Here is a 21,295-nt window from a genome sequence, read left to right on the forward strand (position 1 = left end):
TGCCGGCTCGTGATAAAGTCGCCGCCCATCAGCCCCTATGTTTTGAGACGCCTGCGCAATGACCGATTTTCTGGATGTCGACGCCACCCTCGAAGACTGGAACAGCCTGCGCGCCACGACCGCTTTCAGCGGCCTGCTGGTGGGCAACGGCGCCAGCCGCGCGGTCTGGGACGACTTCGGCTACGACTCGCTGTTCGAAAACGCCCGCACCGTGGAAGATAAACCGCTGAGCCCATCGGAACTGGCGGTGTTCGACGCGATGCAAACGCGCAGTTTCGAGCAAGTGCTTGGCGCGCTGAAAACCACCAGTCGGGTCAACAAGGCACTGGCCGTCAGCTCGGCGGCGCCGCGTAATCGCTATTACGCGATCAAGGAAGCGCTGATCAATGCCATGCACGCGGTGCACATCCCCTGGCGTCTGGTGAAAGCGTCGTCTCTGGCAACGCTGAATGAAGAACTGGCGCGCTATCGCACGGTGTTCACCACCAATTACGACCTGCTCAACTATTGGGCGTTGCAGCACAACAGCGAGACCATCGACGACCTGTTCAATGCGCCGAATGCCAGTTTTGATCTGAGTGAAAGTGCCACCGACAAACCGCGTTTGCTTTACCTGCACGGCGGTTTGCACCTGGTGCGCAATCAGGACGGTACGGCGCGTAAATTGACCTCGACCGAAGGCACGCTGCTCGGCAGTTTCGCGATCAACAATACGCTCAAGACACTGGATGACGTGCCGCTGTTTGTCACTGAAGGGCCGAGCGCGGAAAAGCTGAAAACCATTCGTAGCTCGGATTATCTGTCGTTCTGCTACGCGCAGTTATTGGGCCATGGCGACAGTTTGTGCATCTTCGGCCATGCCTTGGGTGAACAGGACGCGCACATCGTGCGGGCGTTGCGCCTGGCGAAACCTGCGAGCGTGGCGATCTCGATTTATCCGCGCAGTGCGGCGTTCATCCAACATCAGAAACGGCACTACACAAAGGTGTTCGAAGGCACCGGGGTTGAGTTGCGGTTCTTCGATGCGAAGACGCACGCGCTGGGCAGCCCGAAGTTGTCGGTGCCTGTCGAGGCTTGATATAGGCCGGACTGACGCCTTCGCGAGCAAGCTCTGCTCCTACAAGGATCGCATCCCTCTGTAGGAGCAAAGCTTGCTCGCGAAGCTTTTAGCGGCCAACTCATTCCTCGGCGCTGTGCACCACCACCAGCAACTGCGCCTGCACCTCGCCCACCGATCTGATCCGATGCGGTTTCTGTGCATTGAAATGCAGCGCATCGCCGCGCTCCAGCAACACCTTCTCATTCATGAAGTCCACTTCCACCTGCCCTTCGTGAACGAACAGAAACTCCTCGCCCAAGTGCTCCTTAAAGGTCTTGTCGGTGAATTCGCTCGGCGGGTAGATGATGAACGGCAGCAGGTTGCGCTCGCTGACCTGATGGGCGAGCACCGCGTAACCGGGGCTCTGATCATTGGCCGCCAATGACTGACGTTCGTGGCTGCGCACCAGGCTGTAACTGTCGAGGCTGACGTTGTCTTCGGAGAACAACTCCTCGACTTTCACGTTCAGTGCCTTTGCCAGTTTCAACGCGGCGGCGATCGACGGAGTGTTCAGCCCGCGCTCGACCTTCGACAGATAACTCTTGGTCATGCCGGATTTCTCGGCCAATGCCTCAAGGGTTACGCCAAGTTTTTTTCTCAATAATTTCAAACGGATAGACATGCGCAGCGGTTATTCCATTGAGGAAGCGACGATTTGTGCTTGCCAATGACACTTTGTGTCATATAGCCTCTTTAGTGTCATTTGCAATCACCCAAAGGACACACACATGGCCAAGACATTAGCACTACCCAAAGACCAACTGGTCAAGCAAGCGCTGACCCAGATGCAAAAAACTCTGGCGGATAATACGTGGACAGACCGGCAAAAGCTGGCGTTGACCTGCCGGATTCTCTTTGAAAACGGTCACGACTCCGGCCTCGCCGGTCAGATCACCGCCCGAGGCCCGCAGCCCGGCACCTATTACACTCAGCAACTGGGCCTGGGCTTCGACGAAATCACCGCGGGCAATCTACTGCTGGTCAACGAAGACCTGGAAGTGCTCGAAGGCCACGGCATGGCCAACCCGGCCAACCGTTTCCACAGCTGGGTGTACCGTGCTCGACCGGACGTGAACTGCATCATCCACACCCACCCGACGCACGTTGCCGCGCTGTCGATGCTGGAAGTGCCGCTGCAGATCTCCCACATGGACCTGTGCCCGCTGTACGACGATTGCGCATTTCTCGAAGGCTGGCCGGGCGTACCGGTGGGCAATGAGGAAGGTGAACTGATTGCCGGGGCATTGGGCGACAAGCGCGCGATCCTGCTTTCACACCACGGTCAGTTGTCGACCGGCTCGACGATCGAAGAAGCTTGTGTCATCGCTCAACTGATCGAACGTGCGGCCAAGCTGCAACTGCTGGCGATGGCGGCGGGCACGATCAAACCGATCATCCCCGAGCTGGGCCGCGAAGCCCATGACTGGATCGCCAAGCCGAAACGCCACGCAGCGGCCTTCAACTATTACGCCCGGCAGAACTTGCGCCAACACGCCGATTGCCTGAACTGAAACCTGTTACGGAGAGACAACCATGTCCACTATTCACGGCATCATCGGCTACACCATCACCCCGTTCAGCGCCAATAGCGAAACCCTCGATCTGCCGGCCCTCGGCCAATCGATCGATCGCCTGATCGACAGCGGCGTCCACGCCATCGCCCCACTGGGCAGCACCGGCGAAGGTGCTTATCTGAGCGATGCGGAGTGGGATCAGGTCGCCGAGTTCAGCATCAAACACGTGGCCAACCGTGTGCCGACCATTGTCAGCGTCTCCGACCTGACCACCGCCAAAGCCGTGCGTCGTGCACGTTTCGCCGAAGCCCATGGCGCGGACGTCGTGATGGTGCTGCCGGCCTCGTACTGGAAACTCAGCGAAGCGGAAATACTCGCCCATTACCGTGCAATCGGCGACAGCATCGGCGTGCCAATCATGCTTTACAACAACCCGGCCACAAGCGGCACCGACATGTCGGTCGAACTGATTCTGCGCATCGTCAACGCCGTGGAAAACGTAACCATGGTCAAGGAGAGCACCGGCGACATCCAGCGCATGCACAAGCTGCATCTGCTCGGCGAGGGTCAAGTGCCGTTCTACAACGGCTGCAATCCGCTGGCGCTGGAAGCGTTCGCCGCCGGGGCGAAAGGTTGGTGTACGGCGGCACCGAACCTGATCCCGCAACTGAATCTGGATCTTTATGACGCGGCCATGGCCGGCGACCTGGATCGGGCGCGGGACCTGTTCTACCGCCAGTTGCCGTTGCTGGACTTCATTCTCAAGGGTGGTTTGCCGGCGACGATCAAGGCCGGGCTGCGTGCCACCGGGCTGGAAGCGGGCGAACCCCGCTTGCCGGTGTTTCCATTGAGCGAAACCGGGCGTGGTCAGCTGCAGACAATCCTCAAAACCCTGCGCTGATTCTTCCTGACACAACACAAAATCCTGCAGGAGCTACGGCACGCTGCGATCTTCTGATCTGGCTTTTTTAAAATCAAAAGATCGCAGCCTCGTTTCACTCGACAGCGCCTACAGGGATTTGTGTTCTTCAGAGCACCGGCAACGTTTTGTCCTTGATGCTCTTCGTCGGCCCGTTGGCCTTGACGCTGGCGATGCCTTTGTCGCACGCGGCGGCGGAGGAATATGATTCGCTGCTGCCGATGATCTGATGGTTGGCAGCCTTGAGATTGAAGTACGGATGACCGTCCTTGGTCGACTTCTTCTCGTAGCGCTCATCCAGCGGGCTGTTGGTCTGCACTGCGGCAATGCCGTTTTCAGCGGCGCTGCGGGTGGTGTACAGCTCGCTGGTCAGAATCGTTTCGGCATTCGCCGCTTTCAGCACAAACCTGAACTGGCCGTTGCTGCTTTTACTCAATTCGTACCATCCGGACATGTTGCTGCTCCTGTCGATTGAACCCTCGACAGTAAAGACGGTTTCGACGGTTTGGCCACCGCTGGATAAGCGCTGCAATCGCCAACATGACAAATGACAATAATTCTCGATATCATCCGCAACTTTCTGCGCCCCCGCTTCGTCGAGAAGGAAATCCATGCCCCGCCTCACGCCCGATCCTCTGTCGGCTGATTCATTTCGCCGGTGTTACGGGGACATCCTGCATTACCTGCGCAAACGCACGGAAAACCCCAGCGACGCGGCGGACATGACCCAGGACGTATTCACCCAATGGCTCGACTATCGCGATCGGGCCAAGGTCGAGCAACCGCGCGCCTTCCTGTTCCAGATGGCGCGCAATCTGCTGCGTGATCACTGGCGTCGGCAGAAAGTACGGCACATCGTCCAGCCCAATCACGACAGCGATGTCGAACCGGCCACCGATGAGCAACACGATCCGATGGCAGCGGCGCAGCGCCAGCAACGGCTGGAGCATCTCAAGGAAGTATTGGCAGAACTCTCGCCACGTCGGCGCGAGGCCCTTATGCTGCACCGCTTTGAAGGCTTGAGTCAGGCGCAGATTGCCGAGCGCATGGGGATATCGCTGAGCATGGTGGAGAAACACATCGCCTTCGCACTGATGCATTGCAAGCAACGCCTGGAGCAGGACAACGGCAAGGAGCAGCCAGAATGAACCGCCCCCACGAAGCCGACAGCGAATTGCCGGACGACAGCGTCGACGGTCAGGCCGCCGCGTGGTTCACCCGCAATCGCCAGCAACAGGGACGCGCTGTTCGTCAGGCATTCGAGCAATGGTTGCGCGAGCCGGAACATGCCAAGGCCTATCGGGCATTTGAAGAGCTGTGGGCAGACCTCGGCGAATTGCAGCAACTGAATCGGCCGACGCCGCTCAAGCTGCAAAAACCCAAAAGCCTCTGGCGCCCTGCACTGGCCGTTGCGGCGGCGTTGGTCGGCGCCGTGCTCGCCACGCAACTGGGCACTTCATACGAGATTTTCCAGGAGCAAATCGCCGCGCAATCCAAAGGCATGCGCACCGTCGAATTGCCGGACGGCAGCACGCTGTCGGTGAACGCCAACACGCAACTGCGCGTCGATTTCGACAGTCATCAGCGGCGGATCTTTTTGCAGCGTGGCCAGTTCTATGTCGACGTCGCCCCGGACAAGGAACGGCCGATGTGGGTGCAAACCGGCGACGCTACCGTGCGGGTGGTCGGCACCGGTTTTGATGTACGCCGCACCGACAAGCAACTGGTGGTCAGCGTCGCCCACGGCCAGGTCGATTTCGCACCGGACGCTCGAACGTCGTTGCTGCTCGGCGCGCGACAACAAGCCGCCGTCGATCTGGAAAGCGGCAGCGTGCAGCAGCAAACACTGGCCGTCAGCCAGGTCGCCGATTGGCGCACCGGGCATCTGTCGTTTCGCAACCGCGAACTGGCCAGTCTGGTTGATGAATTGAACCTGTATCGCGCCAAACCGGTGCTGCTGGCCAATGCAAAACTGGGACAGATCAAAGTCTCCGGCAACCTCGACGTCGAGGATCCGGACGCACTGATCGACGCCCTGCCCGCGTTGATCCCGGTGAAAACCGTGGCCCTTGCCGACGGCCGCATCCGTCTCGAAAATCGCTGACAACGCCTCATATGAGAATATTTTGCATTCGCATGTGAGGTTTTTTTGCCTGCCGCGTCTTCCTCCGGTCTGCGTTGCTGACGCAGGCCTTTTTGGCCTTTTGCCGCTCTGGGGGATTCCATGTTTCGCGTGTTTTCGCCGTACCCGCTCACCTGCCTTCGACCGACCCTGCTCGCCGCCTGCCTGGCCTTCAGCGTGCAAGCCCACGCCGAATCGATCAGCCTGCATTTGCCGGCGCAATCGATGGCGACGTCGCTGAGCCAGATCGCCCAACAGGCGAAGATTCAGTTGCTGTTCGACGAGGCGCAATTGCGCAATCTCAAGGCTCCGGCCATCGACGGCGAATTCAGTGCGGAAGCGGCGATTCGCCAGTTGCTCGACAACAGCCAGTTCGGACTGATCAAGGTCAACCAGACGTATGTGGTGCGCCCGGTGGAGTCGGTCACCAGCAGCAGCGACAGCATTCAACTCGATGCGCTCAGCGTGATCGGCACCGGCACCGAAGTCGACTCCAGCACTGTCGGCCGCTCGACGCTGACTCAGGCCGACATTGATCGCCACCAACCGAACAACATTCCCGCACTGTTGAAGACACTGCCGGGCGTGAGCATGAGCGGCTCGATGAAACCCGGAGGCCAGAAGATCAACGTCTGGGGCCTGGGCGAGGCCGAAGACGTACCGATGACACTCGACGGCGCAAGCAAAAGCGGCTTCGAGCGCTATCAGCAAGGGACCATTTTCATCGAGCCGGAGCTGATCAAAAGCATCGAAGTGGAAAAAGGTCCGCACTCGCTGTTCACCGGCAACGGCGGCTTCGGTGCCACCGTGCACATGGAAACCAAAGATGCCCCGGACTTGCTGCAAGAAGGCCGCAATAGCGGTGCGATGGTCAAATATGGCTACGCCAGCAACGACCATCAACAGACTTACACGGGAGCCGTATTCGGTCGCACCGACGACGGGCGCGCCGACGCGCTGGTGTACCTGACCAAGCGCGATGGCGACGACATGAAGCTCGCCGACAACCTGCCCGACCCTGACCACAACTATCCGCGCAACCCCAAGCGCCTGCCCAACAGTGCCCAGGATGTCGACGGTCAACTGGTCAAAGTCAATCTGCACCTGACCGATGAGCACAGCGCCGGTCTGTCGTACTCGCACTCGGAAAGCCAGCGCTGGACACCTTTTTCCTCCGCCTCTTACCCGAGCCCGCCGAGCGCGTTCAACATCCAGAAATACGGTTACGAAGGCGCGCTGAAACGGTTTCTGGCCAACCGCGAAACGCTCGACACCACCTGGTCCGGTTTCTACCAGTACCAGCCGCTGGACAACCGCTTGATCGACATGAAGTTGAGCTACTCGCAATCCGACACTGACCAGACCGACGAGCGTGACGCTACTGCGTTTTTCCAGCCGGCCTCCGGCGGTCGCAAAATGGACACGGCTTACCAGGATCGCGTCATCGAGCTGCGCAACATCAGCCTGTTCGAAACCGGCGCCTTGTCCCACGCGGTGACCACGGGCGCACAAATCCGCAAACACAGCCGTGACACGGACATGTGGATGCCGGGCGCCGCCTACGATGTGCCGAAGTACAACTTTGGCCACTTCCAACCGTATTTCATGCCCACGGGCAAGGTCGACACCAACAGTTTTTACCTGCAAGACGCGATCACCTTGGGCGATTTCACCCTGACGCCGTCGGTGCGTTACGACCACGTACGCAACCGTGGCGAAGCCAACGACGCGCCGTATTACAGCAGCCCGAATCCAGCCATGGGCCACGATTACAGCGACCGCACCTACACCGGTTGGTCGCCACGTTTGTCGGCATTCTGGAAGGTGACACCGGACACGGCGTTCTTCGTCGACTACAGCAAAACCTGGCGCGCTCCGGTGATCGACGAGCAGTACGAAGTCCAGGGTCTCGGCAACCGCACCGCGACCAGCGTCGACCTCGACCCGGAACGCATCACGGGCTGGCGCGCCGGTAACATCAGCCACTTCTCCAATGTGTTCACCGACAACGACAACGTGCAGATTCGCACCACGCTGTATCGCAACAAGATCGACGACGAGATCTTCAAGGCCACCGGGGTCGGCTGTCAGAATCAGGCGATCAAGGGCGGCACGATCGATTCGGACTGCAAAGGCTCGGGCCCGATGAGCAACTACCGCAACATCGGCAGCCTGACCATCAAGGGCTTCGAAGTCGAAAGTTTCTACGACTCGACCTACCTGTTTGGCTCGCTCTCCTACTCGTGGATGACCGGCAAGCACGAAGGTGCCTACACCAATCCATGGGGCCCGGACGTCTGGGCACGCGACATTCAGCCGGCCAAATGGGTGGCGGTCATGGGCGTGAAGATTCCGGGTTGGGATGCGCAAGTGGGCTGGCAGGGTGAGTTCGTGCGCCAGACCGATCGCTTGCCGAGCGATCGCTACAGCGGTGGCAAGAACACCTTGGGTGACGTGTACTACGACCAATACGCCAACGACCGCTACAACGTGCAGGGCCTGTTCGCCAACTGGAAACCGCAGCAGCCTTACCTCAAGGGCACCGAGGTCAACCTGACCATCGACAACCTGTTCAACGAAAGCTACCGCCCGGAGCTGAGCGGCGACCTGGCTTATAGCCAGGGGCGCAATGCCAAGGTGAGTGTGACTCGGTTTTTCTGAGCCAGAATTTTCGGTGTCTGCGCCGGCCCCATCGCGAGCAGGCTCAGTCCTACAGTCAGAATGCGTTCCCCTGTAGGAGTGAGCCTGCTCGCGATAGTGTCACCCCGGTCTGGACTATTTCACTCCGGCCCGCACCACCGACAACTCCGGCGCACTCACTCGCCGCTGACTCAGATAGCGCATACAACTCACGCGCAAGAACGACGCAAAATTCACCACCTCCCCGCGATAATCCATCACCTCTTCATACAGCTTGGCGATCAATTGATTGGTGGTCATGCCATCGACTGCGGCGATCTCGCTGAGAATGTCCCAGAACTGATTTTCCAGGCGCAATGTCGTCACCACACCACAGATGCGCAGCGAGCGGGAGCGCGACTCGTAGAGAATCGGGTCGGCCTTGACGTACAGCTCGCACATGGGCGAATCCTCGTTACAGGGTGATTTTAGTGCCGAGCAAACCCAGGAAACCGGCGAGCCAGCTCGGATGCGCCGGCCATGCCGGGGCAGTGGCCAGATTGCCTTGAACGTGGCCAGCAGTCACCGCAATGTCGATGTACGTACCGCCCGCCAGTCGCACTTCCGGGGCGCAGGCCGGATAAGCGCTGCACTCGCGACCTTCGAGAACGCCAGCCGCTGCCAGCAGTTGTGCGCCATGGCAGACCGCGGCGATGGGCTTGCCGGACTTATCGAAGGCACGCACCAAATCGAGAACTTTTTCGTTGAGGCGCAGGTATTCCGGGGCACGACCGCCGGGGATCAGCAGCGCGTCGTAATCGGCCTCGCGGGCGTTGGCGAAATCGAAGTTGAGGGCGAACAGGTGACCGGGCTTTTCGCTGTAGGTCTGGTCGCCTTCGAAATCATGGATCGCAGTGCGCACGGTGTTGCCCGAGGCTTTGTCCGGGCACACGGCGTGAACAGTGTGGCCGACCATTTGCAGCGCCTGGAACGGCACCATCACTTCGTAGTCTTCGACGAAATCGCCGACCAGCATCAGGATCTTTTTCACGGCCATGGGGAGGACTCCTCTGGAGAATACTTGGGAGTATTCAAGGTAGACCTTATCCGCAGGGCGAGGTAATAACTGACTACTACACACGCTCTGTGGCGAGGGGATTTATCCCCGTCGGGCTGCGAAGCGGCCCCCTGCGGTCTGTCATTGAGACCCTACATTCAGGATTTACGACTGCTGCGCAGCCGATCGGGGATGAATCCCCTCGCCACAAGGGATTGCCCGCAACTGTACGGATAAGTCCGTGCCTAGCTGTAACAGCCCGAACTCCGCGGATTATGGCTAGATGAGGACACTTTCCAGCCACCTCTATATCTGGTTCCCATCATGTCCTCGCGCGAAAACACCGGCATGGCCCTCGGCCTGCTCGGGGTTGTGATTTTCAGCCTCACTCTGCCCTTCACCCGCATCGTGGTGCAGGAACTGCATCCGCTGCTCAACGGTTTGGGCCGCGCATTGTTCGCGGCAATTCCGGCGGCGTTGCTGTTGTTATGGCGCCGCGAGAAGTGGCCGACCTGGCAGCAGATCAAAGGCCTGAGCCTGGTGATTGCCGGCGTGATTCTCGGGTTCCCGGTGCTGTCGGCCTGGGCGATGCAGACCTTGCCGGCGTCCCACGGTGCGTTGGTCAATGGCCTGCAACCCTTGTGCGTGGCGCTGTATGCCGCGTGGCTGTCCCATGAGCGTCCGTCGAAAGCTTTCTGGGCCTGTGCCGCATTGGGTAGCGCGCTGGTCCTGGGTTATGCGCTGTACAGCGGGGCTGGCAGCATTCAGGCCGGGGATTTGCTGATGCTCGGCGCGATTGCCGTGGGTGGTCTGGGTTACGCCGAGGGTGGCCGCCTGGCCAAGGAAATGGGTGGTTGGCAGGTGATCTGCTGGGCGCTGGTGCTGTCGACGCCGCTGCTGATCGGGCCGGTGCTTTATCTGGCGTTACAACATCAGGGGACGGTCTCGGCGAAAGCCTGGTGGGCGTTCGGCTACGTCGCACTGTTTTCGCAGTTCCTGGGATTCTTCGCCTGGTACGCCGGGCTGGCGATGGGCGGGATCGCGCGGGTGAGTCAGATCCAGTTGCTGCAAATCTTCTTCACCATCGCGTTTTCGGCGATGTTCTTTGGTGAACATGTCGAGCCGATTACCTGGGTGTTTGCTTGCGGGGTGATTGCGACCGTCATGCTCGGCCGTAAAACCGCCGTGCGTCCCGCCCAACCCGCAACCGCATAACCGGATGAACACATATCCCTGTAGGAGCTGCGGCACGCTGCGATCTTTTGATTTTCAAGATCAAAAGATCGCAGCGTGCCGCAGCTCCTACAGGGAATGATTCAGGCCAGGTAACCGTCGGCGCGCAGCAAGGTTTCCAGGCAGTGTTCGCTGATGTGGTAGAACGCCTTCAATTCCTCAATCTTCACCAACAGCTGAGCGGGGTCGACCGGCTCGGCGCGTTTGACCGCCAGAATCATCTTGTTCTTGTTGGTGTGATCCAGCGAGATGAACTCGAACACCTTGGTCTCGTAACCGCAAGCTTCGAGGAACAGCGCACGCAAGCTGTCAGTGACCATTTCCGCCTGCTGGCCGAGGTGCAGACCGTATTGCAGCATCGGTTTAAGCAGCGCCGGGCTCTGGATTTGCAGGCGGATCTGTTTGTGGCAGCACGGCGAGCACATGATGATCGATGCGCCTGAACGAATGCCGGTGTGGATCGCGTAGTCGGTGGCGATGTCGCACGCATGCAGGGCGATCATCACGTCCAGCTCGCTCGGCGCGACGCTGCGCACATCACCGCACTTGAACACCAGCCCCGGATGATCCAGTTTCGCCGCGGCAGCGTTGCACAGGTTGACCATTTCCTCTCGCAGCTCGACGCCGGTGACTTCGCCATCAGCCTTCAAGGTGTTGCGCAGGTAGTCGTGAATGGCGAATGTCAGATAGCCCTTGCCCGAACCGAAATCCGCGACCCGCACCGGTTTGTCCAGCGCCAGCGGTGACGAGGTCAGCGCATGACTGAACACTTCGATGAACTTGTTGATCTGCTTCCATTTGCGCGACATGGCCGGGATCAGCTCATGCTGCGCATTGGTCACGCCCAGATCCTTGAGAAACGGCCGACTCAGTTCGAGAAAACGGTTTTTCTCGCGGTTATGTTCCGCGGATGGCGCTTCGCGTAATTGCTGAGGTTTGCTCTTGAACAGCGAAGCCTTGCCCTTTTTGCTGTATTCGAGCTGCGCTTCGTCAGTCACAGCGAGCAAATGCGCATTTTTGAACGACGCCGGCAACAACGCGGCAATCGTTGCCACACCTTCGACCAGCGGCAGGTTCTTGGTGATGTCGCGGGTCTTGTAGCGATAGACGAAGGACAGGTTCGGCTGCGCCTTGACCGTCACCGCTTTGATGATGACCCGTTGCAGCTCCGCCTCTTCACCGACGTACTTGGCTAGCACCAGTTTGATGAAGCCGTTCTGGTCGAGGCTGGTTTGCAGCAGCTCGATGAACTGGGCGTGGTGATCGGGCGCGGATTGCGCGGTTGCGGCGGTAACGGACATGAACAAGCGGCCTCGGGCGGGCGAAATCGGGAATGGCGGGTATTTTAGGGGGGATGGGGGTTGGGGACACGCTCTTATTTACCCAACGGCATAAATCCTGTGGCGAGGGGATTTATCCCCGTTCGGCTGCGCAGCAGTCGCAAAACCTGAACACTCGGTATGCCTGGAGAAACCGCAGGTTTGGGGGCTGCTTCGCTGCCCAACGGGGATAAATCCCCTCGCCACAGGGAACTGATGATCAGGCCAACACCACCAACCGATTCGGCAACTCATTCCTCACCTGCGTCACCGGCACATGCACCTTCAACAACTCCCCACACGCCTCGACACACTGCACAAACCCTTCCAGCGTGCGCCCTTGCCTGACCTGCTCGGTAAACGCCGCGACAATCGCATCCCAACTCTTGTTGTCCAAACGACTGGAAATCCCCTCATCCACCAGAATCTCCACGTACCTTTCCGCCTCGCAGACAAAAATCAGCATGCCGGTACTGCCCACCGTGTGATGCAGGTTCTGCTCGAGGAACTGCCGTCGCGCCAGGTTCGACGCGCGCCAGTGGCGCACACGGCGCGGGACCAGATGGGGGGTGATCTGCGGTAGGCGAAACAGCAGGCACAACACAATGAACGTGCCCCATTGCACCAGCAGCAGGTTGTGCAGGGTCAACCAACCGGTCAGGTAGTGCACGATCCCCGGCACCATCAGCGCCAGCAGGCTGGCCCACAACAGCGGGATGTACGCGTAGTCGTCGGCGCGCGCGGCCAGCACCGTCACCAGTTCGGCGTCGGTGTCGCGCTCGACCCGGGCAATCGCCTCGGCGACTTTGCGTTGTTCGTGCTCACTCAGTAATGCCATGTCGAAAGTGCCTGATCATTGTTGTTATGTACTCACCAGCCGCCGGACGAACCGCCGCCGCCGAAACTGCCCCCGCCGCCGCTGAAGCCCCCGCCTCCACCGCCGCCACCGAAACCTCCACCGCCGAAACCGCCACCACCGGAGCCGCCCCGGCCGGCGGGAAGGATACCGAGCATCTGGAAGACAAACACGGCCAGGATGAACAACATCAGTAAAAGCACGAACAAACCCGGATGCCGCGAGATGAAATCATCGGCAGGATCACCGTTCGATTCATACACCGTCGACGGCTCGTCCAGCGGATTGCCGCCCAGCACCACCAGCATCGCCGCGACACCGTCGCTGATGCCTTTGCTGAAGTTGCCGGTCTTGAACGCGGGCGTGATGACTTGATGGATGATCACCGAGGTCTGCGCATCAGTCAGCCGGTCTTCCAGGCCATAACCGACCTCGATGCGCACTTTGCGCTCGTCACGGGCGACGATCAGCAGCGCGCCGTTGTTCTTGTCCTTCTGACCGATGGCCCAGTGTCGGCCGAGTTGAACGCCGTAATCCTCGATGGTGGTGCCTTGCAGATCCGGCAGCGTGACCACGACCAATTGCTCGCCGGTCGCCTGCTCGTGCGCCTGCAACTGCTGGCTCAGCTGCGCGCGCACCGACGGCTCGATCATCTGCGCTGCGTCCACCACCCGACCGCTCAGCGCCGGGAACGTCAACTCGGCCTGAGCGCTGGCGGCGAACAACCACAGCATCAGCACCAGCCCCACTTTCAACACACGCATGGGCAACCCCGGATCAGAATTTCACTTCCGGGGCTTTTTCTGCGCCGGGTGTGGTGGCCTCGAAGGTCGCGCGAATCGGCAGGTCGCTGTACATCACGCTATGCCAGAGGCGACCGGGGAAGGTGCGGATTTCGGTGTTGTATTTCTGCACCGCCAGAATGAAATCGCGTCGCGCCACGGCGATACGGTTTTCGGTGCCCTCAAGCTGTGATTGCAGGGCGAGAAAGTTCTGGTTGGCCTTCAAATCCGGATAACGCTCGGAGACCACCATCAAACGGCTCAACGCGCCGGTCAACTGATCCTGCGCCTGCTGGAACTGCTTGAGCTTTTCCGGGTTGTCGAGGGTGCTGGCATCGACCTGAATCGACGTCGCCTTCGCTCGCGCCTCGATCACCGCCGTCAGGGTTTCCTCTTCATGCTTGGCATAACCCTTCACCGTCTCCACCAGATTGGGAATCAGGTCGGCGCGGCGCTGATACTGGTTTTGCACCTGGCCCCACGCCGCTTTCGCCTGCTCATCGAGGGTCGGAATATTGTTGATGCCACACGCAGTCAACAGCGTCGCCAGCAGCAACAACGTGGCGACCTGCAAACGCGAGCGGTGGGTTGGACTGACATTCATCGCAGTGATGCTCCCTGACACATTTCATTATAAAAATCGAGCGCGAAACATTCGCAGCCGTCTCTTGGGGCATAATCGGCCCCGCCACTGGATTGCGACGGGCCAATGGGCTAAAAAGTGCCCTGCGCGTTCACGCTGCCGAGTGTCGGCTGTCGTTTTTGGCTCGGTGTTTTTGAGCCTGCACCCGAACAACAATAGTCGCTCCCTAAATTTTGGCTGGCCGGTGTTTCATCGCCGCTTGGGCCCTTGAGAAAAATATTCATGAAGAAGCTGTGTTTGCTGGGTCTGTTCGTCAGCCTGGCCAGTCATCAAGTATTGGCCGCCACGACCCCGGTACCCCTGGAAAACAAGGACGCGTTCATCAGCAACCTGATGAATCAAATGACCCTCGACGAGAAGATCGGCCAGTTGCGCCTGATCAGCATCGGCCCGGAAATGCCCCGCGAGTTGATCCGCAAAGAGATCGCCGCCGGTAACATCGGTGGCACGTTCAACTCGATCACCCGCCCGGAAAACCGGCCGATGCAAGACGCGGCGATGCGCAGCCGTCTGAAGATCCCGATGTTTTTCGCCTATGACGTGATCCACGGTCACCGGACAATTTTCCCGATTCCACTGGCACTGGCGTCGAGCTGGGACATGGACGCGATCGGTCAGTCCGGCCGCGTCGCCGCCAAAGAAGCCGCCGCCGACAGCCTCGACATTACCTTCGCGCCAATGGTCGACATCTCCCGCGATCCGCGCTGGGGCCGCAGCTCCGAAGGTTTCGGTGAAGACACCTATCTGACCTCGCGCATTGCCGGGGTCATGGTTCGCGCCTATCAGGGCGCCACACCGAGCGCGGCCGACAGCATCATGGCCAGCGTCAAGCATTTCGCCCTGTACGGCGCCGTTGAAGGTGGTCGCGACTACAACGTCGTCGACATGAGCCCGGTGAAAATGTATCAGGACTACCTGCCACCCTACCGCGCCGCGATTGACGCTGGCGCGGGCGGCGTGATGGTCGCACTGAACTCGATCAACGGCATTCCGGCCACCGCCAACACCTGGCTGATGAACGATCTGCTGCGCAAGGACTGGGGCTTCAAGGGCCTGGCGGTCAGCGACCACGGTGCGATCTTCGAACTGATCAAGCACGGCGTCGCTCGCGACGGTCGTGAAGCGGCGAAGCTGGCGATCAAGGCCGGCATCGACATGAGCATGAACGACACCCTGTACGGCAAAGAGCTGCCGGGGCTGCTCAAGTCCGGCGAGATCGAACAGCAAGACATCGACAACGCGGTGCGCGAAGTGCTCGCGGCCAAGTACGACATGGGCTTGTTCAAGGATCCGTACCTGCGCATCGGCAAGGCTGAAGATGATCCGGCCGACACCTACGCCGAAAGCCGTCTGCACCGCGCCGACGCACGCGAAGTGGCGCGCCGCAGTCTGGTCCTGCTGAAGAACCAGAACGAAACCCTGCCGCTGAAGAAATCGGCGAAAATCGCGCTGGTCGGCCCGTTGGCCAAGGCACCGATCGACATGATGGGCAGTTGGGCTGCAGCGGGTAAACCGGCGCAGTCGGTCACTCTGTTCGATGGCATGAGTTCGGTGATCGGTGACAAATCGAACCTGATCTACGCCCGTGGCGCCAACATCACCAGCGACAAGAAAGTCCTCGATTACCTGAACTTCCTCAACTTCGATGCACCGGAAGTGGTCGATGATCCTCGCCCCGCCAACGTGCTGATCGACGAAGCGGTAAAAGCCGCCAAAGAGGCTGACGTTGTCGTTGCCGCGGTGGGCGAATCCCGTGGCATGTCGCACGAGTCCTCCAGCCGCACCGACCTGAACATTCCGGAAAACCAGCGTGAGTTGATCCGCGCCCTGAAGGCCACCGGCAAGCCGTTGGTGCTGGTGTTGATGAACGGCCGTCCACTGACCATTCTTGAAGAGAACCAGTCGGCTGACGCGATTCTGGAAACCTGGTTCAGCGGCACCGAGGGCGGCAACGCCATCGCCGACGTGCTGTTCGGCGACTACAACCCGTCGGGCAAACTGCCGGTGACGTTCCCGCGTTCCGTGGGCCAGATCCCGACGTACTACAACCACCTGAGCATTGGCCGGCCGTTTACACCGGGCAAGCCGGGCAACTACACCTCGCAGTATTTCGATGACACGACTGGGCCGCTGTTCCCGTTCGGTTATGGTCTGAGCTACACCGACTTTGCCCTGAGCGACATGGCGCTGTCGTCGACCACGCTGAACGCCACCGGCAAGCTCGACGCCAGCGTCATGGTGAAAAACACCGGCAAGCGGGACGGCGAAACCGTGGTGCAGTTGTACATTCAGGACGTCACCGGCTCGATGATCCGCCCGGTGAAAGAACTGAAGAACTTCCAGAAAATCCTGCTCAAGGCTGGCGAACAGAAAGTCGTGCACTTCACCATCAGCGAGGATGACTTGAAGTTCTACAACGCCCAGCTCAAATACGCGGCCGAACCTGGCAAGTTCAACGTGCAGATCGGCCTGGATTCGCAGGACGTGACGCAGCAGAGCTTCGAGTTGCTGTAACAGCGAGCACACCGCAAAACACCTGTGGGAGCGAGCCTGCTCGCGAAAGCGGTCATTCAGATAAACAATTGCTGACTGGCACACCGCCTTCGCGAGCAGGCTCGCTCCCACATTGGTTCAGGGTGTATTCAAAATCGATCTTTAGCCGCGGCGGTCGAGGATATTGACCACCACCCGATCCACCCAGCCCCAGATCCGCTGCTTCACCCGCCGCCACAACGGCCGGCGCTGCCACGCCTCCAGACTCACCAACTGGCTCAGCCCGAAGTCCTTCACAAAACTCGCTTGCACCGCTGCCGTCAACGACGGGTCCAGTGCCTCCAGGTTCGCCTCCAGATTGAAGCGCAAATTCCAGTGATCGAAGTTGCACGAACCGATGCTCACCCAATCGTCCACCAGCACCATTTTCAGGTGCAGGAAACACGGCTGGTATTCGAAGATCTGTACTCCGGCCTTGAGCAGGCGCGGGTAATAGCGATGCCCGGCGTAACGCACTGACGGGTGATCGGTGCGCGGCCCGGTCAGCAATAAGCGTACGTCGACACCGCGCGCGGCCGCCTTGCGCAGTGAGCGGCGAATTTTCCAGGTTGGCAGGAAATACGGCGTGGCCATCCAGATGCGTTGCTGCCCGCTGTTCAAGGCGCGGAACAGCGATTGCAGAATATCCCGATGCTGGCGGGCATCAGCGTAAGCCACGCGGCCCATGCCTTCGCCCTTGTCCGGCGTGCGCGGTAAGCGCGGCAGCCCAAAATGCGCGGCCGGGCGCCAGGCACGACGATAGCGGTTGGCGATCCATTGGCGGTCGAACAGCAATTGCCAGTCGATCACCAGCGGGCCGCTGATCTCGACCATCACTTCGTGCCATTCGCTGGTGTCGTGGCCCGGCGTCCAGAACTCATCGGTAACGCCAGTGCCGCCAACCATCGCCAGACGCTGATCGATCAGCAGCAACTTGCGGTGATCACGATAGAAATTACCGACCCAGCGCCGCCAGTTCAGCCGATTGTAGAAACGCAGTTCGACCCCGGCATTGACCAGGCGCTGACGCAGCGTGAGGGTAAACGCGAGACTGCCGTAATCATCGAACAGGCAACGCACGCGCACGCCCCGCTCGGCGGCCACCACCAGCGCCTGCACGATGGTTTCGGCACAGGCGCCGGCCTCGACCAGGTACAGCTCAAGCTCTATCTGCTCCTGGGCGCCGAGAATCTGCTCAAGCATGCGCGGGAAGAATTGCGGGCCGTCGATCAATAACTCGAACCGGTTGCCGTCACGCCACGGGAACACCGCGCCGCGCATGTCAGCGCGCCGTGAAGATCAGCACCGCACCCACCGGCACCGACAGACTGATGGCCGACAAACCGGCCAGTTTGCGCAAGTTTTCCAGCCCCGGCGCGAGGTCGAAATCCTCGGCGTTGAGCACCACTGGCTCCAGCGTCACCACTTGAAAGCGTCGGTCATCGAGGCGGGTCGCCAACAGCTCTGCCGGGTATTGATGTTGTTTGCCGTGCAGGTTTACGGTCAGCGGCAGGCGCAGTTCAAGTTGCGCGCCGGGGGCCAGGTCGTTGATCGGGCGCAGATCGATTTGCGTGGTGATGGTCGCTTCGGGGAATTGCTCAATCTGGAACAGCTCTTTGCGCATGCGCTCGTCGCGCAGGGGGATGCCGCTGTTGATCGAGTCCAGCTCGACTTCGACTTCGGCGCGACCGTCGGGGTCGACCTTGCCGTGCAGCACCAGAAAGCGCTGCACCTCGGAAATATTGGCGTTTTTTGTGCTGACGAACGACAGCCGCGATGACTCGCCGTCGAGATACCAATTGGCTTGCACCGGCAGCGCGACGGCGGCCAGCAGCAGGCTGGACAGGGATGCAATGAGGGAGCGGTTGAACATTGAGGACTCGTGGGGGCGATAAACCTGCACGAACCTTAACCGGACGTGGCGTTTATGCAAACTTTCAATCACCACCTATCTATCTGCCGGTGAAGTCTTGTGGTGAGGGGATTTATCCCCGACCGGCTGCGCAGCAGTCGCAAACCTGAGGATTGGTTCTGAATGACACACTGCTGGGGCCGCTTCGCAGCCCATCGGGGATAAATCCCCTCACCACAGGGATTGGGTGTGATCAGGGATTGAGGCGGCAGCCCTGGCGTTCGCTTTGCCACTGGGCGCGGTGGCTGCGCCCCATGCCGCTGACGGTGATGGTTTTACTGGCGGGGTCATCGGTGAATGCGCTGGTTGGCAGCCATTGTTTTACGTAGCCACGGCAATACTTGGCATCGTTGTTCATCACGTAGCGGCACGAACAATATTCCTTGGCGGTGTAGGCGCTGATGATGTCCGGGAAGGCCCACAAATTTTCACGTTCGTAGACAATCCAGCCCAGCAGAAGAACTAGCAGCAACAGCAAAAAGCGCTTCATGGCCGCACCGCCTTCAGCACACGTTTGAGCAACTCGTTATGTCGGTAGCTGCCATCGCGATCATCGCCATAACGCACGATCACCAGTTTCTCGCTGGGAATCACATACAGCGCCTGCCCCCAATGGCCGAGGGCAGCGAAGGTATCGGGCGGCGCCTCGGGCCACGGAGACTCCGCGCCATCTACCGCTCGATTGAGCCACCACTGTCCGCCGGGCACGGCTTCGTCCTGATGGGCCTTGTAACCCTTGAAGGGTGTCAGGTTGAACGCCACCCAATCCTTGGGCAGCAACTGCTGGTCATCCCAGCGTCCATCACGAGCCATCAGCAGCCCGACCCGCGCCAGATCCCGCGCAGAGAGATAGGCATAAGACGAGGCGACAAAGGTGCCGTTGGCATCGGTTTCCCACACGGCGTGACGAATGCCCAAAGGCTCAAACAAAGCAGCCCACGGATAGTCGGGATAGCGCTGCGGGCCAACGATGTTTTTCAGTGCGGCGGCGAGCAGATTGCTGTCGCCGCTGGAGTAACGGAACGCCTGCCCCGGCGTGGCATAACTGTCGTGCTCGGCAGTGAACGCGGCCATATCGCGATGACCACGGGTGTAGAGCATCGCCACCACCGAGGATTTCAGCGGCGCATATTCGTAGTCTTCTTGCCAGTCGATGCCGGAGGCCCAGTGCAGCAGGTCGGCGATCTTTATCTCCGGGTGTTTAGCCAGTGGCGGGTAGAACTTTGCAGCGGGATCTTCGAGTTTGAACAGGCCTTCGCCGTACGCCACACCGAGGACGGCGGCCATCAGGCTTTTGCTGATCGACCAGGTCAGGTGTGGGGTTTGCGCGCTGGTTGGGCCGGCGTAGCGCTCGTAGATGATCTGGCCGTCGCGGATGATCAGCAGCGCATCGGTGCGGATGCCTTGGCGGGTGTTGTCATCGCGCGGAGGGAAGGCGTAGGCCTCAAGGTCTTTAATCACCTTGATCTGAGGGCCGACCGACCATTGCTCGCCGGGCCACTGCTCATTGGAGGCTTGAACCGTGAAGCTGATCAGCAGCAGAAACAGGGACAGGCCTTTGAACATGGTGAGGGCTCTAGGGGAGAACCTGCTGAGGGTAGTCGCAGTAGATGACAGATGTGTGGTGATGTTGAGGCCGCCTTCGCGAGCAGGCTCGCTCCTACAGTTTGATCGCATTCCAACTGAAGAAACTCGGTTAACTGTGGGAGCGAGCCTGCTCGCGAAGAGGCCGGTCAGGCCTGCGCCAAGGCCTTGGCCAGCCGCTTGGCCCTGGCCCCCGAAGCCAGTTGCATCACCGACTGATCGCGCTGCCACATCGCCGCCCACTCCGGATTGCCGCCGGCCAACACTTGATCGATCTCCGGTTTCAACGATTCGAACTGCGCAAACAACCCAGCCAACAACACATGCCCAGCCGGATTGTTCGGCGGTTGCCGACTGGCCTCGGCGCATCCGGCCAACAGCGCCAGCAAACGCAATTGCAGCGCCTGTGGCCAATCGCTGTCCTGCCCGACGCCATACAACCACGCCGTCATCGCGCTCAACACATAGACATCTTCAAGGGTGCGAAACGGCTTCACGTAAGCGTCCCAACCATCGCCGGCGAGCAACTCGCACAACGCGCCATCAAGGTGCAACCGACCATGACTGATCTCCGGCATCAACGGCAGTGCCGGCAGTTTTTCCACCGTGACACCGGGTTCGCCGGGATACACCACGGCCAGACTCAAACGCGGCGTTGCACCGGGCTCTTCACTGCGCGCAGCAATCAACAACCAGTCCGCGGCATCGCCAGCGGTGACGAAATCCTTGCGGCCACTCAACCGTAAATCGGTCAACCGCGTGTGCATGTCGGCAGGTCGCAGACTGCGCTGTTCGGTCGCACACAACGCGCCCAGGCTCAGCGGCGCACTCGGCCACAACATGCGCAACGCCGCTTGATAACCGACCAGAAACGCCAAGCCCGGCGTCGCCATCCGCCGCCCACCCGCCACCGCCAACTCGAACGGCGTGACGCTGCCCAGTTGATGCAGCAACGTCGCAAACCCCTCGGCAAGGTCAGCGACGGCGGGCAATCGTTGGCGACTTTGCAGCAGATCTGGCCAGGGCATAAGAGGCTCCTCGTGGGCTGTCATATAAGCATCACCGAACGTTCATGGCGATGACACCGGGGCTACATAGCCTGAC

General features: G+C 60.1%; 21 protein-coding genes. 8 read left to right on the forward strand and 13 right to left on the reverse strand.

The window, feature by feature from the left end; translation table 11 throughout:
• Positions 1–58: 58 nt before the first annotated feature.
• Complete coding sequence (locus tag JFT91_RS28645) at positions 59–1,078, forward strand: DUF4917 family protein (RefSeq protein WP_201234592.1); 1,020 nt, start codon at positions 59–61, stop codon at positions 1,076–1,078.
• 100 nt (positions 1,079–1,178) lie between these two features.
• Here the strand turns inward: JFT91_RS28645 and JFT91_RS28650 are convergent, their stop codons facing one another.
• Positions 1,179–1,721 (reverse strand): helix-turn-helix domain-containing protein, encoded by a 543-nt coding sequence (locus JFT91_RS28650; RefSeq protein ID WP_201227620.1) that lies wholly within the window; start codon positions 1,719–1,721, stop codon positions 1,179–1,181.
• A gap of 106 nt (positions 1,722–1,827) precedes the next feature.
• On the opposite strand from JFT91_RS28650, the gene JFT91_RS28655 reads away from it, so the two are divergent.
• Both JFT91_RS28655 and JFT91_RS28660 read left to right on the forward strand, forming a co-directional pair.
• Positions 1,828–2,610 (forward strand): aldolase, encoded by a 783-nt coding sequence (locus JFT91_RS28655; protein WP_201227621.1) that lies wholly within the window; start codon positions 1,828–1,830, stop codon positions 2,608–2,610.
• A gap of 22 nt (positions 2,611–2,632) precedes the next feature.
• Positions 2,633–3,514: a dihydrodipicolinate synthase family protein gene (locus tag JFT91_RS28660; RefSeq protein ID WP_201234593.1), complete on the forward strand. Its 882-nt coding sequence runs from the start codon at positions 2,633–2,635 to the stop codon at positions 3,512–3,514.
• 127 nt (positions 3,515–3,641) lie between these two features.
• Here the strand turns inward: JFT91_RS28660 and JFT91_RS28665 are convergent, their stop codons facing one another.
• Positions 3,642–3,986 (reverse strand): YegP family protein, encoded by a 345-nt coding sequence (locus JFT91_RS28665; RefSeq protein WP_201227624.1) that lies wholly within the window; start codon positions 3,984–3,986, stop codon positions 3,642–3,644.
• 157 nt (positions 3,987–4,143) lie between these two features.
• Here JFT91_RS28665 and JFT91_RS28670 point away from each other — a divergent pair, with 157 nt between their 5' ends.
• The 3 genes from JFT91_RS28670 (at position 4,144) to JFT91_RS28680 (ending at position 8,315) form a co-directional block, all read left to right on the forward strand.
• Positions 4,144–4,680: an RNA polymerase sigma factor gene (locus JFT91_RS28670; protein WP_201234595.1), complete on the forward strand. Its 537-nt coding sequence runs from the start codon at positions 4,144–4,146 to the stop codon at positions 4,678–4,680.
• A complete protein-coding gene (locus JFT91_RS28675) occupies positions 4,677–5,636 on the forward strand; it encodes a FecR family protein (RefSeq protein ID WP_201234596.1) in 960 nt (319 codons plus the stop codon). The genes JFT91_RS28670 and JFT91_RS28675 overlap by 4 nt, the downstream gene beginning before the upstream one ends.
• A gap of 120 nt (positions 5,637–5,756) precedes the next feature.
• The gene (locus JFT91_RS28680; RefSeq protein WP_201234597.1) at positions 5,757–8,315 is read left to right on the forward strand and encodes a TonB-dependent receptor; all 2,559 of its coding nucleotides are present in this window, start codon (positions 5,757–5,759) and stop codon (positions 8,313–8,315) included.
• 114 nt (positions 8,316–8,429) lie between these two features.
• Here JFT91_RS28680 and JFT91_RS28685 read toward each other — a convergent pair whose 3' ends face one another.
• A complete protein-coding gene (locus tag JFT91_RS28685) occupies positions 8,430–8,735 on the reverse strand; it encodes a ribbon-helix-helix domain-containing protein (RefSeq protein ID WP_201227625.1) in 306 nt (101 codons plus the stop codon).
• Positions 8,736–8,748: 13 nt separating this feature from the next.
• A complete protein-coding gene (locus tag JFT91_RS28690) occupies positions 8,749–9,330 on the reverse strand; it encodes a DJ-1/PfpI family protein (protein ID WP_201234598.1) in 582 nt (193 codons plus the stop codon).
• A 324-nt stretch (positions 9,331–9,654) separates the two neighbouring features.
• Between JFT91_RS28690 and JFT91_RS28695 the strand changes: the two genes are divergently transcribed.
• The gene (locus JFT91_RS28695) at positions 9,655–10,545 is read left to right on the forward strand and encodes a DMT family transporter (RefSeq protein ID WP_201234599.1); all 891 of its coding nucleotides are present in this window, start codon (positions 9,655–9,657) and stop codon (positions 10,543–10,545) included.
• Positions 10,546–10,646: 101 nt separating this feature from the next.
• On the opposite strand, the gene JFT91_RS28700 is transcribed toward JFT91_RS28695, so the two are convergent.
• The 4 genes from JFT91_RS28700 to JFT91_RS28715 form a co-directional block, all read right to left on the reverse strand.
• On the reverse strand, positions 10,647–11,864 hold the full coding sequence (locus tag JFT91_RS28700) for a class I SAM-dependent methyltransferase (protein WP_201234600.1): 1,218 nt from the start codon (positions 11,862–11,864) through the stop codon (positions 10,647–10,649).
• Positions 11,865–12,102: 238 nt separating this feature from the next.
• Positions 12,103–12,720 carry a TPM domain-containing protein gene (locus JFT91_RS28705; RefSeq protein ID WP_201234601.1) on the reverse strand — a complete coding sequence of 206 codons (618 nt, stop codon included), beginning with the start codon at positions 12,718–12,720 and terminating at the stop codon, positions 12,103–12,105.
• Positions 12,721–12,752: 32 nt separating this feature from the next.
• Positions 12,753–13,502: a TPM domain-containing protein gene (locus tag JFT91_RS28710; RefSeq protein WP_201234602.1), complete on the reverse strand. Its 750-nt coding sequence runs from the start codon at positions 13,500–13,502 to the stop codon at positions 12,753–12,755.
• Between the two features lie 13 nt (positions 13,503–13,515).
• Positions 13,516–14,124, reverse strand: coding sequence for a LemA family protein (locus tag JFT91_RS28715; RefSeq protein WP_201227631.1), 609 nt, complete (start codon positions 14,122–14,124; stop codon positions 13,516–13,518).
• Between the two features lie 261 nt (positions 14,125–14,385).
• Here JFT91_RS28715 and bglX point away from each other — a divergent pair, with 261 nt between their 5' ends.
• The gene (gene bglX, locus JFT91_RS28720) at positions 14,386–16,677 is read left to right on the forward strand and encodes a beta-glucosidase BglX (RefSeq protein WP_201227632.1); all 2,292 of its coding nucleotides are present in this window, start codon (positions 14,386–14,388) and stop codon (positions 16,675–16,677) included.
• 141 nt (positions 16,678–16,818) lie between these two features.
• Here bglX and JFT91_RS28725 read toward each other — a convergent pair whose 3' ends face one another.
• From JFT91_RS28725 to JFT91_RS28745, 5 genes are all read right to left on the reverse strand, one after another.
• Positions 16,819–17,976, reverse strand: coding sequence for a phospholipase D-like domain-containing protein (locus tag JFT91_RS28725; protein ID WP_201227633.1), 1,158 nt, complete (start codon positions 17,974–17,976; stop codon positions 16,819–16,821).
• A 1-nt stretch (position 17,977) separates the two neighbouring features.
• Entirely contained in the window at positions 17,978–18,568 is a 591-nt protein-coding gene (locus JFT91_RS28730) for a YceI family protein (RefSeq protein ID WP_201227634.1), read from the reverse strand.
• 232 nt (positions 18,569–18,800) lie between these two features.
• Complete coding sequence (locus tag JFT91_RS28735) at positions 18,801–19,097, reverse strand: amidase (RefSeq protein WP_201227635.1); 297 nt, start codon at positions 19,095–19,097, stop codon at positions 18,801–18,803.
• Positions 19,094–20,173, reverse strand: coding sequence for a serine hydrolase domain-containing protein (locus tag JFT91_RS28740; protein ID WP_201234603.1), 1,080 nt, complete (start codon positions 20,171–20,173; stop codon positions 19,094–19,096). The genes JFT91_RS28735 and JFT91_RS28740 overlap by 4 nt, the downstream gene beginning before the upstream one ends.
• A 167-nt stretch (positions 20,174–20,340) precedes the next feature.
• Entirely contained in the window at positions 20,341–21,219 is an 879-nt protein-coding gene (locus JFT91_RS28745; protein WP_201234605.1) for an acyl-CoA dehydrogenase middle domain-containing protein, read from the reverse strand.
• Positions 21,220–21,295: the final 76 nt, after the last annotated feature.

Origin of the sequence: Pseudomonas sp. TH08 (assembly GCF_016651275.1) — a bacterium.
In the GTDB taxonomy this organism is placed as follows: domain Bacteria; phylum Pseudomonadota; class Gammaproteobacteria; order Pseudomonadales; family Pseudomonadaceae; genus Aquipseudomonas.